Origin of the sequence: Goekera deserti (genome assembly GCF_010685995.1) — a bacterium.
GTDB lineage: Bacteria > Actinomycetota > Actinomycetes > Mycobacteriales > Geodermatophilaceae > Goekera > Goekera deserti.
Genome location: NZ_JAAGWK010000011.1, coordinates 194,430 through 208,570, shown reverse-complemented (window position 1 = coordinate 208,570; position 14,141 = coordinate 194,430). Strand labels below are relative to the sequence as shown.

Below are 14,141 nucleotides of genomic sequence, written 5' to 3'. Positions count from 1 at the left end.
CTTCCCGTTGCTAGCCTGCCAGGATGGCGCGGTACGCGGTACTGGCAGTCGTCGCCGCGCTTGTCGGAGTTGCCGGCTGCAGTGGTGCCGAGAGCGACATCGGCGAGGAAGGACTGGGCGACACCGCGGCGGTGGACATCCCGGTCGCCCCGGGCGGGTCGGAGTTCTACATCGCGCCGCCGACCGCCGTGGCCTCGGAGCCGGGAGATCTCATCTGGGCTCGCCAGATCGAATCCCCCGAGGACGGGGAGGGCTACGGGATTCTCTACTGGTCGACAGCCGCGGACGGATCCCTGATACCGGTGTCGGGCGTTCTGTTCGTACCCGAGTCCGGTGCCGACACGGCCCCCGTCCTCGCGTGGGCTCACGGCACGGATGGGCTGGGCGACGGATGTGCGCCGTCCGTGAGCTTCTTCTCCGGTCAGGGTGACCTGGCGGCGCTGGCTGAGCATGCGATCGACGACGGTGCGGTGTTCGTGGCGACCGACTACCAGGGGCTCGGTACGCCGGGAGAGCACCCGTACATGGTGAACGAGCTCTCGGCCCGAAACGTGCTGGACTCGGTCCGGGCGGCGTCTCGGTTCACGGGTGCGGAGTCGCCGGCCGTCGCTCTCATGGGCCAGTCGCAAGGTGGAGCCGCCGCGCTCTTCGCGGCGGAGTTGCAGCCGACGTATGCCCCAGAGCTCTCGCTCATCGGCGCCGCCGCCCTGTCGGTGCCCTACGGGCTCGACTCGCTCGCCGACGTCCTGGAGGGCGGGCAGGCATTCGGATATGTGCCCATGACCGTGCACGGATACGGCGCCACCTACCCCGAGCTGGATGTCGACGGGGCGGACCTGAACGACGCCGGCCGGACGGCGTTGGATGACATCGGCGATCAATGCATCGGGCAGATCATCGAGGAGTTCGCCGGTAAGTCGCAGGACGACTACGGACTCGACGCGGTGCTCGACGACCCGCGGTTCCGCGCCGAGCTCGACCGCAACGATCTGGGGCACGTCATGCCGACCGTTCCGGTGTTCCTCGCGCACGGGAAGCTCGACGACACGATTCCCGTGGAGAGCGTCCGCGAGCTCGGCCGCGCGTACTGCGAGGGGGGCGTGACGGTGGAGGGCAAGGTCTACCCCGACGCCGGGCACGTCGACGTTCTCGAGGCCGCGTCGGACGACCTGTTCACCTTCCTCGAGGACAGGGCCGCCGGCGAAACTGCAACCTCCACCTGTGACAGCCTCACGCAGGATCGTTGACACGCCTCTCTGCCGGTGTTCTGCTTGCGCGGCTTGCCCGGTGAAAGGACGTGACGGTGTCCGGTCCGCTCCTCGATCCGACCCGCTCGGTGGTCCGCGAGCCCCTACGGGTCCTGCTGATCTCCACTTACGAACTCGGGCACCAGCCCTTCGGGCTGGCCTCACCTGCAGCCTGGTTGCGTGCATCGGGCGCTGACGTCACCTGCGTCGACCTGTCGGTGGAGATGCTCACCGAGGCGGTCGTGCGGTCGGCGGACCTGATCGGTTTCTACGTGCCCATGCATACGGCTACCCGCATGGCCGTCCCCATGATCAAGCAGGCGCGCGAGGCCAATCCCGACGCGCACATCTGCGCGTACGGCCTGTACGGGCCGCCCAACGCGCCCATGCTGCGCGAGGTCGGCGCGGACTCGATCCTCGGCGGCGAGTTCGAGGAGCCGTTGCGTCAGCTGTGCGCCGATCTTCGCGACCCTTCGGCAGCGTCACCCGCGCTCCTACCGATCGTCTCGTTGGCCAGGCAGGACTTCCTGGCGCCGGACCGATCGGGCCTCCCCGACCTGTCTCGGTACGCCTACCTCCAGATGCCCGACGGCACTCGCCGCGTCACCGGGTACACCGAGGCGACCCGCGGTTGCAAACACCTCTGCCGGCACTGTCCCGTCGTCCCGGTCTACGGCGGCCGCTTCCGGGTCGTGCAGAACGATGTCGTCGCCCGCGACATCGACGCCCAGGTGGCGGCCGGCGCGCAGCACATCACCTTCGGCGACCCGGACTTCTTCAACGGTCCGGGTCATGCCATGACCGTCGTGCGGCGACTGCACGCCGACCACCCCGGCCTGACATACGACGTCACGATCAAGGTCGAGCACCTCGTCGGCCAACCGGACCTTCTTCCGGTGCTCGCGGAGACCGGATGTGTCCTCGTGACCAGCGCCGTCGAGAGCTTCGACGACCTGGTCCTGGAGGTGTTCGACAAGCGGCACACCAGAGCTGACCTCCACCGCGCCATCGGCCTGCTCGCCGACGCGGGGATCGCTCTCAACCCGACCTTCGTGGCGTTCAGTCCGTGGATCACCGCCGACGCCTTCGCCGACTTCCTCGTGGCCATCTACGAGCTGGACCTCGTGGGCACCGTGTCTCCGGTCCAGTACGCGATCCGGCTGCTCATACCAGCCGGCTCGCGCCTCCTGGAGCTTCCTGATCTCGCGCCCTGGCTCGGACCGTTCGATCCGGACAAGCTCTGCTACGAATGGGCTCACCCGGATCCGGTCATGGACCAACTGCAGCTGGCGTTGTTCGCCGTCACCGAGGAGGTCGCCGGAGCCGAACTCACCCGTGGGGCGGTGTTCGACCGCATGGTGGCGGTGACCAGCGAGATGCTCAGCGGGGCGGCGGCCGACCGGGTTCGGGCCCTACCGTCCATGGCTGCAGCTGACGTGGGAGTGCCACACCTGAGCGAGCCGTGGTTCTGCTGCGCGGAGCCGGTGGCGACTCAGATGACCCCGCTCTTCTGATCGGGCACCAGGTCGAAGTCATCGGGTACGGCGAAGCCCAGCTGTTCCGCGCAGAAGGATGTCCACTCCGCCGACACGTCGGCGTAGAGGACGTCCTCGTCCCGCCACATGTCCCGGGTGACCGTCAGGTCGTCGTGCACGAACACGATGGCCGCGTCGTCGAGGTCGGCGGCGTCGTCCCGCCAGCCGGGGGCCGCCCGGAGCCTCCCGATCGGATAGGCCCGGCAGTACGGCCGCCACTGGTGCTGCGCTGCTGTCGCGGGGTCCGCGGCCTCCAGCGCGGCCCGCAGCACCCGCGCGGCGTCGACGTGTCCGGCAGCCAGAGCGATCCGGTAGGCAGAGCGCTGCTCACGGCCCTCGGCGGCGGGGTCGGCACCGGCGTCAAGCAGAATGCGGACGATCTGGGCGTCACCCCGCCCGGCGGCGTGGTCCAGCGGACTCCAGTCGTCCCCGTCCCGAACAGCGGGGGAGTCGCCCGCGGCCACGGCGGCCCGCACGGCATCCGCGTCCCCGGCGGCTACAGCTTCGAACAGGGACTGCGCAGGACGGTCCTCGGTCATGTCGGCTCCTTCGACGAGACGGTTCTGCCCGATCGGATGCTACGGGCGCGCCGGCGAATCGCCGATGCTTGTGGCGACCGTTGTTGACACGGAGAGTGCCCACGCGGTTCCGTTGTCCCTCTCGCCGCTGGTCGGCGGCCGAAGGCGCGTTGTCCTGGGGGCGACATGGCAGTGGTGGATGACCCGGACCGGTCCCGCGCGCTCAGTCTCCCCTTCGGGTCCGAGCTCGCCCTCTCGGACGAGGACGTGCGTGACCTCTTCCCGCGAGCCGTGCGGCCCGCGGTATTCAAGATCCTCTGGGCAGTGCTCGTCGCCCTCCTCGTTGTCCTCGTGCTCCTGGCGCTCCAGTACCGCCGACTGTTCGGCTGAAGTCGATTGTTTCGCGCTCGGAATCCGGTGGGGAGGTGAGGGAGATGGACGAGAAGGAGCTGGAGGCTCTGGAGCTCGACGACGCCGAGCTGTCAACCGTGTACGGCGGCATGGAGGCGCAGGCGCGGTGCGCCGAGGCGGCGTACGAGGAAGCAATGGTGATGTGACCCTGCACCCGACCGTGCTCGTCACCCGACGGGGGCCGAGCACGGTCGGGGCAGAGGCCGCCGCCCGACACTTGGGGGCACGACGGAGATCGGCACGGACGACGACGATTGGTTCCGCCTGCCACCGCCACAGGCGCGGCTGTGGTTCCTGCACCAGTTGGACCCGTCCGACACTGCGTACAACGTGTGTCTTGCCGTGGAACTGCGCGGCGCCCTGAATCCGCACGTCCTCGGCGCGGCGCTCTCCGGAGTCGAACGACGCCACGCAGCCTTCCGCTCGCGGTTCGACGTGCGCTCCGGAAGAGCTGCCGGGACCGTCTGTCCTCCTGGTCCAGTGGCGCTACCAATCGTCCGTCTGGAGCACGGTCAGGACGTCACCGCCGTGCTCGGCGCCTTCGCGCGACACCCCTTCGACCTCGTGCTTGCCCGTCCCTATCGCTGGTGCCTCGTGGCGGTCGCGGAGGAACTCCACGTCCTCGCTCTGGTGGTCCATCACATCGTGTTCGACGGGCGGAGCGTGACCCCGCTGGTCAGCGACCTCGAAGCGCTGGCCCGCGCGTCCGCGTTGGGCGTCCCCGCCGCCGTTCCCGGGGGATCCCGAGACTCCGGCGCTCGTCCGAACCCCTCGGGAGGCGCGAGCGATCTGGACTTCTGGCGGTCGGCGCTGTCCGACCTCCCCCCAGTCGCGCATGTGTGGCCGGAGCCCGAGGTGGGGGACGCGGACCCGGCTGTCGCAGTGCCCACAGCGCGCTGGACCCTCCGGTCTACGTCGCGGCGGCGCGCACAGGAGCTGGCCCACCGGCATCGAAGCACGGTGCCGGCAGTGCTCCTGGCGTGTCTCGCCGTCGTGATGCACCGGTACACCGGCCGTACTGACGTCGTGATCGGTGTTCCCGTCGACCTGGACGACGACTCGCAGGAGATCGGCCACCGGGTCAACGTGCTCCCCGTGCGAGTACGGATCGCGCGTCATGAGTCATTCGATGCGGTGCTGGCCCTCGCTCGGGAGGCTCTCCTCGAGGCACTCGGGCATCGGCACACGCCGTTCGAGGAGATTGTCGACGTGTCGAGGCACTTCCGGGCGCCCGGGGTCGCTCCGTTGTTCCAGGTACTCCTCACTACGGTCAGCAGGCCGGCCCCCCCGCGGTTCGATGGCCTCGACACCCGACTGCTGCGGGTTCCCACTCCGGCGGCCAAGTACGAGCTGGAGATCACGGTGAGTGATGGCGAGGACGGCGCGGAGGTGCTGCTCGAAGCCGATCCCCGACGTTGCTCTCCGCCGCTGCTCGAAGAGTTCGCCGAGCACTTCCGGACCGTGGTCGAGGCGGCTCTCTCCGATCCCACGACGCCAGTGACTCGGCTGACCGCCGTCCGGGCCGGCGGGCCGCGCCCGACACTGGCCCGCAGACGAGCACGCCAGGGTGGTGCGCCCGCCGGCCGCGAGCGCGGGATGTTCGACGTCGTGCGCCCGGTGGTGCGAGCCGGTGCCGACCGGACCGCGGTCAGAGCCTTCGACGGGCAGCTCAGTTACGGGGCCCTCGACCACCGGACCCGGTTGGTGGCCCGAAGTCTGCAAGCGGTCGGCGCGGGACCCGAGCAGGTTGTGGCGGTCTGCGTTCCCCGAGGCCTTTCGCTGCCGGTCGCCCTGCTGGCGGTTGCCCGGACCGGAGCTGCGCCTCTTCCGCTGGACCCAGAACACCCGGAGGAGCGGCTCCGCGCGATGCTCGACGACAGCGGCGCGGTTGCGCTCGTGGGTTCCCGGGCCGCTCTGGCACGGTGCGCATTCCGCGGGCCGACCGTCTGCATCGAGCACGGCTCCGTACAAGCGGAACCGCAGGACGACGGTCCGGCCGGGGGATCCCTCTCCGGCGTGCCGTTCCCCGCCCGCAGCCATCCCGAGCAGGCGGCCTACGTGCTCGCCACGTCCGGATCCACCGGCCGTCCCAAGTTCGTCATGATGAGGCGGGAGGGGTTCACCGCGCTGCTGGACTGGACACGGGCGGCCTACGACGACCGGGACCTCGGCGAGGTGGTGGCGCTGACCTCCGCGAGCTTCGACCTCTCGGTGTTCGAGCTCTTCGCGCCCTTGTCCACCGGGGGCACCGTCGCGTTGGTTCGCTCGCCCGGAGATCTCGTGGGGCATCCCGCACTCCGCCATGCCACCCTCCTCAACACCGTCCCCTCGGTGCTGGAGACGCTGCTGGACCTCGACCTGGTCCCGTCCACGGCCAGGTGTGTCAACGTCGCGGGAGAACCGCTCGAGGGTCGACTCGTTGCCCGCGTCCTCGACCGACACCCCGCGGTCGCCGTACGGAATCTCTACGGGCCCACGGAAGCGACGACGTACGTGACCGCGACTGAGCCGTTGGGACCGGATGGCACACCGACCATCGGCTGCGGCATCGCAGGCGTCCGGCTGTACGTCACCGACGACGACGCAACGACCGTGCCGACCGGCGTTCTCGGAGAACTCCGCATCGGTGGGCCCCTACTCGCGCGGGGCTACCTCGGGGAGCCGGCCATGACCGCACAGGTGTTCGTCCCGGATCCGGCTGCTCTCGACGGCTCCCGGGTCTACCGCTCCGGTGACATCGTCCGTCGAACCGCGACGGGAAATCTCCGGTTCCTCGGTCGACGTGACCACCAGGTCAAGATTCTCGGCGTCCGAGTGGAACTGGGCGAGGTCCAGGCTCATCTCCGCGTTCACGCGGCCGTGCAGGAGGCCCTCGTCATCGTGGTGGGAAGCGGTCGAGAGCGGCGCCTCATCGGTTGTGTCGGGGCGGGGGCCGCAGCGGCCGAGCTCCGTGGCGCCGATCTTGCGGCCTGGCTCATGGCCCGTGTGCCAGAGGCGATGACGCCGCGCGAGTGGATCGTTCTGGAGCGCCTGCCACTGACGCCGAACGGAAAGGTCGATCGGACTCGGCTGGCGGCCCTTCCCGTAGCTCCTGCGTCTACCGAGGTGGTCGCGCCCCGGTCGGAGCTGGAAGCCGCCATCGCGCGCTGTTGGCAGTCGGTGCTGGGGCGGGACGCCGTCGGCGTGCACGACGTCTTCTTCGACGCCGGCGGGAACTCCTTGACGCTCTTGCTGCTGCACGCTGCACTTCAGGAGCAAGTCGATACCGGGGTCCGCCTCGTTGACCTCTTACGGAGCCCGACCATCGCAGCGCAGGCCGACATGGTGCAGGAACGTCGCGGCCAGGGCGGCGCGTCGGCATTCCAGGTCGCTGGGCTCTCCGAAGGGGCCGCCCGGGGATCAGCGCGGCGCATGGTCAGGGCTCGACGGTCGGGAAGGGGATGATCCTCGATGCCACAGCGTGACGATCCGGCCGTGGCCGTGATCTCGATGGCCGGCCGGTTCCCTGGAGCGGCGGACGTGGCGTCGTTCTGGCGGAACCTCACCCATGGCGTCGAGTCGATTAGCCGGTTCGGGCTCGGCGACGCCGCGGTGGATGCGCGTGCATCCCATGACGATGACCGCTTCGTCGGAGCCGAGGGCGTACTCGACGACATCGACGTGTTCGCGAACGACCTCTTCGGCTTCACCCCGCGCGATGCCGAGATCACCGATCCACAGCACCGCGTGTGTCTCGAAGTGGTGTGGGAGGCGTTGGACACCGCCGGTTACGTCTCGAGCCCGGCTCCTGGACCGGTCGGCGTGTTCCTGGGCGCCACGATGAGCTCCTACCTGGTCCGCAATCTCCTGCCCCACGAGGAGCTGGTCCGAGATCTGGGCGGCTTCCGGGTGCTCACGCGGAACGACAAGGACTTCCTCCCGGCAACCATCTCCTACAAGCTCGGCCTCTCCGGGCCCAGCATCGCCATCGGCACCTCCTGCTCGTCCTCGCTCGTCGCTGTCCACGTCGCCGCGCAGAGCCTCTTGTCAGGAGAGTGCGACATGGCGATCGGGGGAGGCGTCTCGCTGCTCATCCCGACCAGGCAGGGCTACCACTACCGCCAGGACGGGATCTACTCACCCGACGGGCACTGCCGGGCCTTCGGCTCGGGCGCGTCGGGGACGGTAGGTGGCAGCGGTGTCGTCGCCGTCGTCCTCAAGCGGCTCGCGGACGCCGAGCGGGACGGCGACCACGTGCACGCCGTCCTGTTGGGCTCGGCGGTGAACAATGACGGCTCGGCCAAGGCCGGCTTCACCGCTCCCGGGGTCGCGGGGCAGGCGGCCGTCATCGCCGAGGCACATGCGGTGTCCGGCGTGACTGCCCGCGAGGTCGGGCTCGTCGAGGCGCACGGCACCGGAACGGCACTGGGCGACATGATCGAGATCGAGGCCCTGACCCAGGCCTTCCGGCTCGGCACCGCCGACCGGTCCTTCTGTGCGATCGGCTCGGTCAAGAGCAACGTCGGGCATCTCGACGCCGCCGCTGGAGCGGCCGGGCTGGTGAAGGCAGTGCTCGCGGTCGAGCACGGAGTCATCCCCGCCACCCTGCACGCAGACCCGCCGAACCCGGCGCTGGACTTCCCCTCTACTCCCTTCCAGCCGGCGATGGACACCCTGGCGTGGGACGGCGACCGGCGAACCGCAGGTGTCAGCGCATTCGGCATAGGTGGGACCAATGCCCACGCCGTGGTGCGGCAGGCGACGGCCGACGTCGCCACCCGGCCGCCCATGGTGCCGCTCGTCTTGTCAGCGGTGGACGCAGAGACGCTCTCGACGGGTGCCCGGCAGCTGGCCGACTGGCTGGAGGGCGATGGCGTGGACGCGGACCTCGCTGCGGTGTCCCGGACCCTGGTCAGCCGCAGCCCGGCGGCCCACCGCCTGGCCGTCCTGGCGGCCGACCCCCGGACGGCAGCCGACCTGCTCCGGTCGAGGCCCACGACTGGTGGCTACCGCTTCGCCGGAGATGCGCCCGCAACTACCGCCCCCGTGCTCCTGCTGAGTGGCCCTGTGCTCGAGCCCGACGTAGTGACCAGGCTGGCGCAGCTGCCGATCTTCGCTGACAGGCTGGCGGCGATCGGATCCCGCGGCGGTAGCGGTGCAGCAGCGGACGAGGCACTCGTTCGGACGCTCCTGGAGCTGGGTGTCCCGGTCGGCGGCCTGACCGGTGCGTCCGAGCGCTGCGCCCTGGTGGCTGCCGAGACGGGGATCGCTCATCGTCCGGATCTCGCCCCGTCGGCCGCGCTCGACGTCACCGCCTCGGTGAGCGGGCCGGATCCCGATCCCGTCGTCAATTTGTATGCCTGCGTGGCGGCCCTGTGGGCGGGCGGCCACGACATCGACTGGGGGCGGTACCGCCGATCCCACCCGGGGCCGCGGGCCCTGGTGCCCGCACGGGCGTTGCGGAGACGGCGGTGCTGGATCGATCCTCCGGTCACCGACCGAATGGCCGGCGGTGCGGACCGTGGGGGCCAGACCCGCCTCGACCAACTGACCGACGGGCTTACCGCCAGCGAGCGGTCCCTGCCTGCCGGCGCGGACGGTTCGCTGCTCGACCCGTTGTGCGCGGCCCTCGCGCTCACCACTCTCCGACAGGCCGGCCTTCCGCTGGACGAGGGAAGCTCCTTCCAGCTGTCGGACGTCCACGAGGCGCTGCAGGTGCTTCCTCCGCTTCGCCGGCTCGCTGACTTGCTCGTCGGCATCCTGGTGGAGGATGGTCTTCTGATCCGGCAGGGGGCCGTCTATGCGGCAGGCCCAGGAATCGGCGACGCGGCCACGCCGGACGCGGTGGCGGCGGCGGTTCGCGAACGGGCGCCGGCCCTCGCCGGGATGATCGAATTGCTCAGGCACTGTGCGGCCAGCTACCCGGTGGCCCTGTCCCGGCCCGGAGCAGCTCTGGCAACGCTCTATCCGGACGGCAGCGGAGCTCTGCTCGAGCGCACCCTCGGGGGCGCGCCGGACGGCAGCGCACCCGCCGGGACGCGGGACGACGTGGGCCACGCCGCCGGGCTGCTGGCCCGGCTCGCCAGACGGATACAGCGCTCGACCCCGCGACTGCGCGTGCTCGAGATCGGTGCCGGAGACGGACGCCTGACCCGCGCGCTCGCGGCGGAGCTCGATCTCCGCCGCGCCGACTACCTCGTGACCGACATCAGCAGAGCCGTCGTCGACCGATTGGCCGACCGTGCCGCGGACGTGCTGACCACACCGGTCGACCTCCGGTTCGGGGTCCTCGACATCTCGACGGACCCGGTGTCCCAGGGGCTCGCCCCGGGCTCCTTCGACCTGATCGTCGGGCTGGACGTCCTCCACGCCGTGCGCGACCTACCGGGAGCACTAGGACACTGCGAGCGGCTACTTGCTCCCGGCGGCGTGCTGGGAATCGTGGAGACCACCGCTCGCCACCGCTGGCTGTCCATGGTGTTCGGCCTCTCGGCCGCTTGGTGGCACTTCGATGACGACCTGCGGTCGACGTCGCCACTCCTCGAACCGGAGGGGTGGCGACGGGCCATCTCCGACATCGGCGACGAGCAGCAGGTGATCGAGGCCGGCACCGACGCGGCGCTCGTGCTTGCCCGCAGGTCCGGTGCTGCACCGGTGGAGGAGCCCTCTCTCCAGCGGATGCCGCCGCGCCGACCGGACCCGGGGGACTGGTGTTACCTGCCCGGCTGGCGGCGGGTGCCCCCCGCGTCGGTGCCGGACGACGAGCACTCTCCCGTTCGGCGTTGTCTGGTGCTGGGTGACGGCCCACTCGCTGCCGCGGTCGTGGTCGTGCTGCAGGCCCGCGGGGTCGATGCGCAGAGCGTGGAGCGGCGGACCCTGTGCGGGGCCCGGGGGTTCAGCATCGAGGCCGACCGCGTCGGTTCGGTTCTGGACGAGTACGACCCGGACGCGATCCTGTACCTGTATCCGGCCTGCACGGAGTACGGCGAGGGCGGCGCGGAGGACGAGCAGGAAGCCGGGCTCCACGGGCTCGTCGCAGTGGCGCAGGCCGTCGGGAGGCGGCGGCCCGGCCGAACGCACCTCCTGCTCGCCGCGACGCGCGCCGCGCAGGAGGTCGTCGGCCAGGACCTTCATCGGCCAGCCCAGGCCACCGTCGCTGCGGCTACCGCGGTCATGGGACAGGAGTACCCGGCGCTACGGTCGGCGGTGCTGGACCTGCCGGACGACGCCGGCGCGGACGCGGTTGCGTCCGTCGTGGTCGACGAGTTGCTCGCCGGGCTGCCCGATCAGCGGGTGGCCGTGCGGGGTCACCTTCGCTGGCTCCCCACGGTCGAACCGGTGCCCCTCCCAGCCTCGCGGTGGCTCCCTCGCGGGCTCCACGTCATCTGTGGCGGTACGGGGGGAGTGGGGCTCGCCCTCGCGGAGCACCTAGCGAGCGCCGGTGCGCCCGTCGTCCTCACCGGGCGGACGGCCCTTCCCGATCCCGCGGACTGGGAGGCCCACCTCGGAGCGCAGATCCTGCCGGAGCGGCAGAGGACGGTGATGGAGCGGCTGCGACGCATCTCGGCTGCCGGCGGCATCGTGGTCTACGAGCAGGCCGACGTCACCGATGCCGAGCGAATGCGAGAGGTGCTCGCCCGGGCAACGGACCGGTTCGGGCCCCTGCGCGGACTGGTACACGCCGCCGGGGTAACCGATCCGGCAGGCGTGTTGCAGCGGCGGACCAAGGCGGAGACCGTCACGGCTCTCACCGCGAAGCTGCACGGTGTATCCGCGTTGGCCGAAGTGCTCGCGGTCCATACGCCGTCCTTCGTCGTGTTCTGCTCCTCGATCGGCACGGTGCTTTCGAGGCTCAAGTTTGGCGAGGTCGGGTACCTGGCCGGCCATGAGTTCCTGAACGCCTGGGCGGCCCACCGTGCCACGGGTCCCCGGCCCGACGTCATCACCATTGCCTGGACCGACTGGGTGGAGGCGGGCATGTGGGCGCGTGCCCGTGAGCAGCTCTCCGCCCGCCCGCCGCGTCCCGGCGCCACCCTCCTGGACGACTCCGACCTGCTCCAGGGCCTGACGGACGCGGAAGGCGTCGACCTCTTCGACCGGATCGTGAGCCACCGACCCGGTCCGGTGGTGCTGGTGTCGACCCAGCCGCTCGACCAGTTGCTCGATCTCCAGGGCCGATACGAGTCCCTCTCCGCAGTACCGACCGTCAGTCCCGCTGCCGCACCCGTGCCCGCGCCGAGGCGGTCGGCAGAGGAGACGATCAGGGCCATCTGGATGGAGCTCCTCGGAATCGACGACGTAGGCATGGACGACGACTTCTTCGAGCTCGGCGGGGACTCCCTGGTGGCGCTGCGGGTCCTGGCGCGGATCCGGGAGGAGACCGGCACTGAACTGCCGTTCGACGATCTCTTCGAGGCCCCCACGGTGCGCGAGCTGGCCGTCTCCGTGGAGGCAGAGTCAGGGACCGAGTCGACTGACGGTGCGGCGGCGGCATCGGCGGACGACGCACTCGGTGAGCTGGTGATCTCGGTGGACGGGACCCGCGAGGAGATCGTGATCTAGGCCGGCATCCCCGTGATCTGGATGCGGGCGTCGTACAGCTCACCGAACACCGGGACGATCATGGGGAACTCGCCTGTCTCCAGGGCGTCTGCGTCGGCGCAGATGGCCGCCTCTGTGTCCTGGCGTGGAACAGGCCAGGAGATTCGGATCCGATTGACGCCCTGTTTCGTCTGGGCCGCTGCGATCGACAGTCGCACCGTCGACCAGCTGCGACTCGCTTCCGGGCCCGCGAGCCGTGCTGAGTTGCACCCGACCTCCACCGACGCGGCTGGGTCCGCCCATGGGGTCCGGAACTCGATGGTGAGTTCGAGGTCACGAGGCCCGTCGAGAGCGAACAGCAGGACCGACTCCGACGAGCAGGCCACGTGGTGCGCCCACGGCTGCGTCCAGTTCGGGAGCGGATGACCGTCGGGATCCGACGGGAGGAGCAGGTCGACCTGGGACTGGCTGGCCACGGTCTCCGACTGCCCCAGCACGCTCTCGAGGCAGTCGCGGAGGCTCCAGAGCTCCGGTGTGAGCCCTGGGTTCCCGGTCATGACGCCCACGAACGGCTGGATCTGCGGGTCCTCGGACAGACGTGCCATGGCGGGATCGGTCCAGCCAGGAACCGGGGCGCTCAGCAGTTCGCGGACGTCGCGCAGCAACGGGACCAGCCCCGGCTCCAGGTCCAGCGCCGCCTGCAGGTGCGCTTCGACGGCGTCGGCCGGTTGTGCCTGGAAGGCGAGATGAGCCGCTGCGCGCGCGTGGCCGAAGGCGCGAACGACGGGGGACAGGCCCGGCCCTGGCGCGGTCGATCCCGCAGGCCTGGCCAGCACGGCATCAGTGATCGCCGCTGCGGCGCGCTCGATGCCGGTATCGCTGAGATGGCAGTAGTCGTGGAAGCAGGACTCGTCCGGAATGTCCGGAAGGTCGGGATCGGCCAGGACCCGTCGGAGATCGACACAGGGGAACCCGTTCTCGGCGGCGACGTCGACAAGCAACTGCTGCACATCCCGCGTGACGCGTGGCGTGTACCGCAGCATGAGTCCGCATACCGAGTCACGCGACTGCTCGAAGGCGAGGCGAGCCGCCCGGCCGTCGGCGGCCAGTACAGCCGCGCGGCCGGCGAGCCAGCCGGGCACCGGGCTGCACCCACCGTCGATGTCGATCATCTCGGCCGCGAGCCGGGCGACAGCCCGCGCGTTCCCGGACGCGAGCGCCTGTTGGGCCTGCCTCCGTAGCTCGTGCCAGCGGGCGAGGTCGGATCCTGGGAGAACCGGTGTCTGGATGTCCGGGGGTGGAGCGAAACCGCTCAGGTTGTACTCGGTCACGACGATGACCACGGTGGCGCCCGTCTCCGCATGGAGGCGCACCAGCTGCTCGGTGTACGCACGCACGGCAGTCATAGCGTGCGCGGTCGCGGCCTCCTTCAGCCCGCGATAGCCCCCCGCCCGGAGCGCGTCGGCCAACCGGCGGTTGAGCCCGTCGTCTGCGCACTGGTCCATCCGGCGGCCGTCGGTAGCCGGCGGCATCATCCAGTTGTTGCCCGCGAAAGAGACGACCACGTCAGGGTGCAGCAACGACAGCTTTCCGGCGAGATCGAGCAGGACGCGGCCGTCCGCTCCCACCTTCGCCAGGTCGATGCACTGGAACTCGCCGGCCGACTGCAGGTTCCGGGCCAGCACCGATGTTGGTGATCCGAACGATTCGAACGGCCAGCCCCGGGCGGTGGACTCCCCGAGCACGACGACCCGGCGCGCATCGCCGGCGGCCGGAATGCTGTCGATCGGATCCCAGTCGGGGCCGGACGCACCGGGCCGCGACTCCTCGTCGCTGCGTCGGAGCGCCGCCCCGCCGGCCACCGGTTCGATGAGCCAAGGGCCGACGTACTGAGCCTGGGTGCCGGTCAT

The 14,141-nt window shown here is 70.5% G+C and carries 8 protein-coding genes; 6 read left to right on the top strand and 2 right to left on the bottom strand.

Annotated features, from left to right (window positions below):
- Positions 1–23 precede the first annotated feature (23 nt).
- Complete coding sequence (locus G1H19_RS10170) at positions 24–1,247, top strand: lipase family protein (RefSeq protein WP_152727601.1); 1,224 nt, start codon at positions 24–26, stop codon at positions 1,245–1,247.
- Between the two features lie 89 nt (positions 1,248–1,336).
- Complete coding sequence (locus G1H19_RS10165; RefSeq protein WP_407647094.1) at positions 1,337–2,761, top strand: CUAEP/CCAEP-tail radical SAM (seleno)protein; 1,425 nt, start codon at positions 1,337–1,339, stop codon at positions 2,759–2,761.
- Here G1H19_RS10165 and G1H19_RS10160 read toward each other — a convergent pair.
- On the bottom strand, positions 2,740–3,321 hold the full coding sequence (locus tag G1H19_RS10160; RefSeq protein ID WP_152727602.1) for an ankyrin repeat domain-containing protein: 582 nt from the start codon (positions 3,319–3,321) through the stop codon (positions 2,740–2,742). The two genes, G1H19_RS10165 and G1H19_RS10160, sit on opposite strands and share 22 nt — an antisense overlap.
- 165 nt (positions 3,322–3,486) lie before the next feature.
- Between G1H19_RS10160 and G1H19_RS10155 the strand changes: the two genes are divergently transcribed.
- From G1H19_RS10155 to G1H19_RS10145, 4 genes are all read left to right on the top strand, one after another.
- On the top strand, positions 3,487–3,690 hold the full coding sequence (locus G1H19_RS10155) for a hypothetical protein (protein WP_152727603.1): 204 nt from the start codon (positions 3,487–3,489) through the stop codon (positions 3,688–3,690).
- Positions 3,691–3,725: 35 nt separating this feature from the next.
- Positions 3,726–3,857, top strand: coding sequence for a hypothetical protein (locus G1H19_RS23925; RefSeq protein ID WP_268895274.1), 132 nt, complete (start codon positions 3,726–3,728; stop codon positions 3,855–3,857).
- An 88-nt stretch (positions 3,858–3,945) separates the two neighbouring features.
- Positions 3,946–7,155, top strand: a complete 3,210-nt coding sequence (locus tag G1H19_RS10150) for a non-ribosomal peptide synthetase (RefSeq protein WP_322099342.1) — start codon at positions 3,946–3,948, stop codon at positions 7,153–7,155.
- Between the two features lie 30 nt (positions 7,156–7,185).
- On the top strand, positions 7,186–12,252 hold the full coding sequence (locus G1H19_RS10145; RefSeq protein ID WP_162392261.1) for an SDR family NAD(P)-dependent oxidoreductase: 5,067 nt from the start codon (positions 7,186–7,188) through the stop codon (positions 12,250–12,252).
- On the opposite strand, the gene G1H19_RS10140 is transcribed toward G1H19_RS10145, so the two are convergent.
- Positions 12,249–14,141, bottom strand: a complete 1,893-nt coding sequence (locus G1H19_RS10140) for an SGNH/GDSL hydrolase family protein (RefSeq protein ID WP_152727606.1) — start codon at positions 14,139–14,141, stop codon at positions 12,249–12,251. The two genes, G1H19_RS10145 and G1H19_RS10140, sit on opposite strands and share 4 nt — an antisense overlap.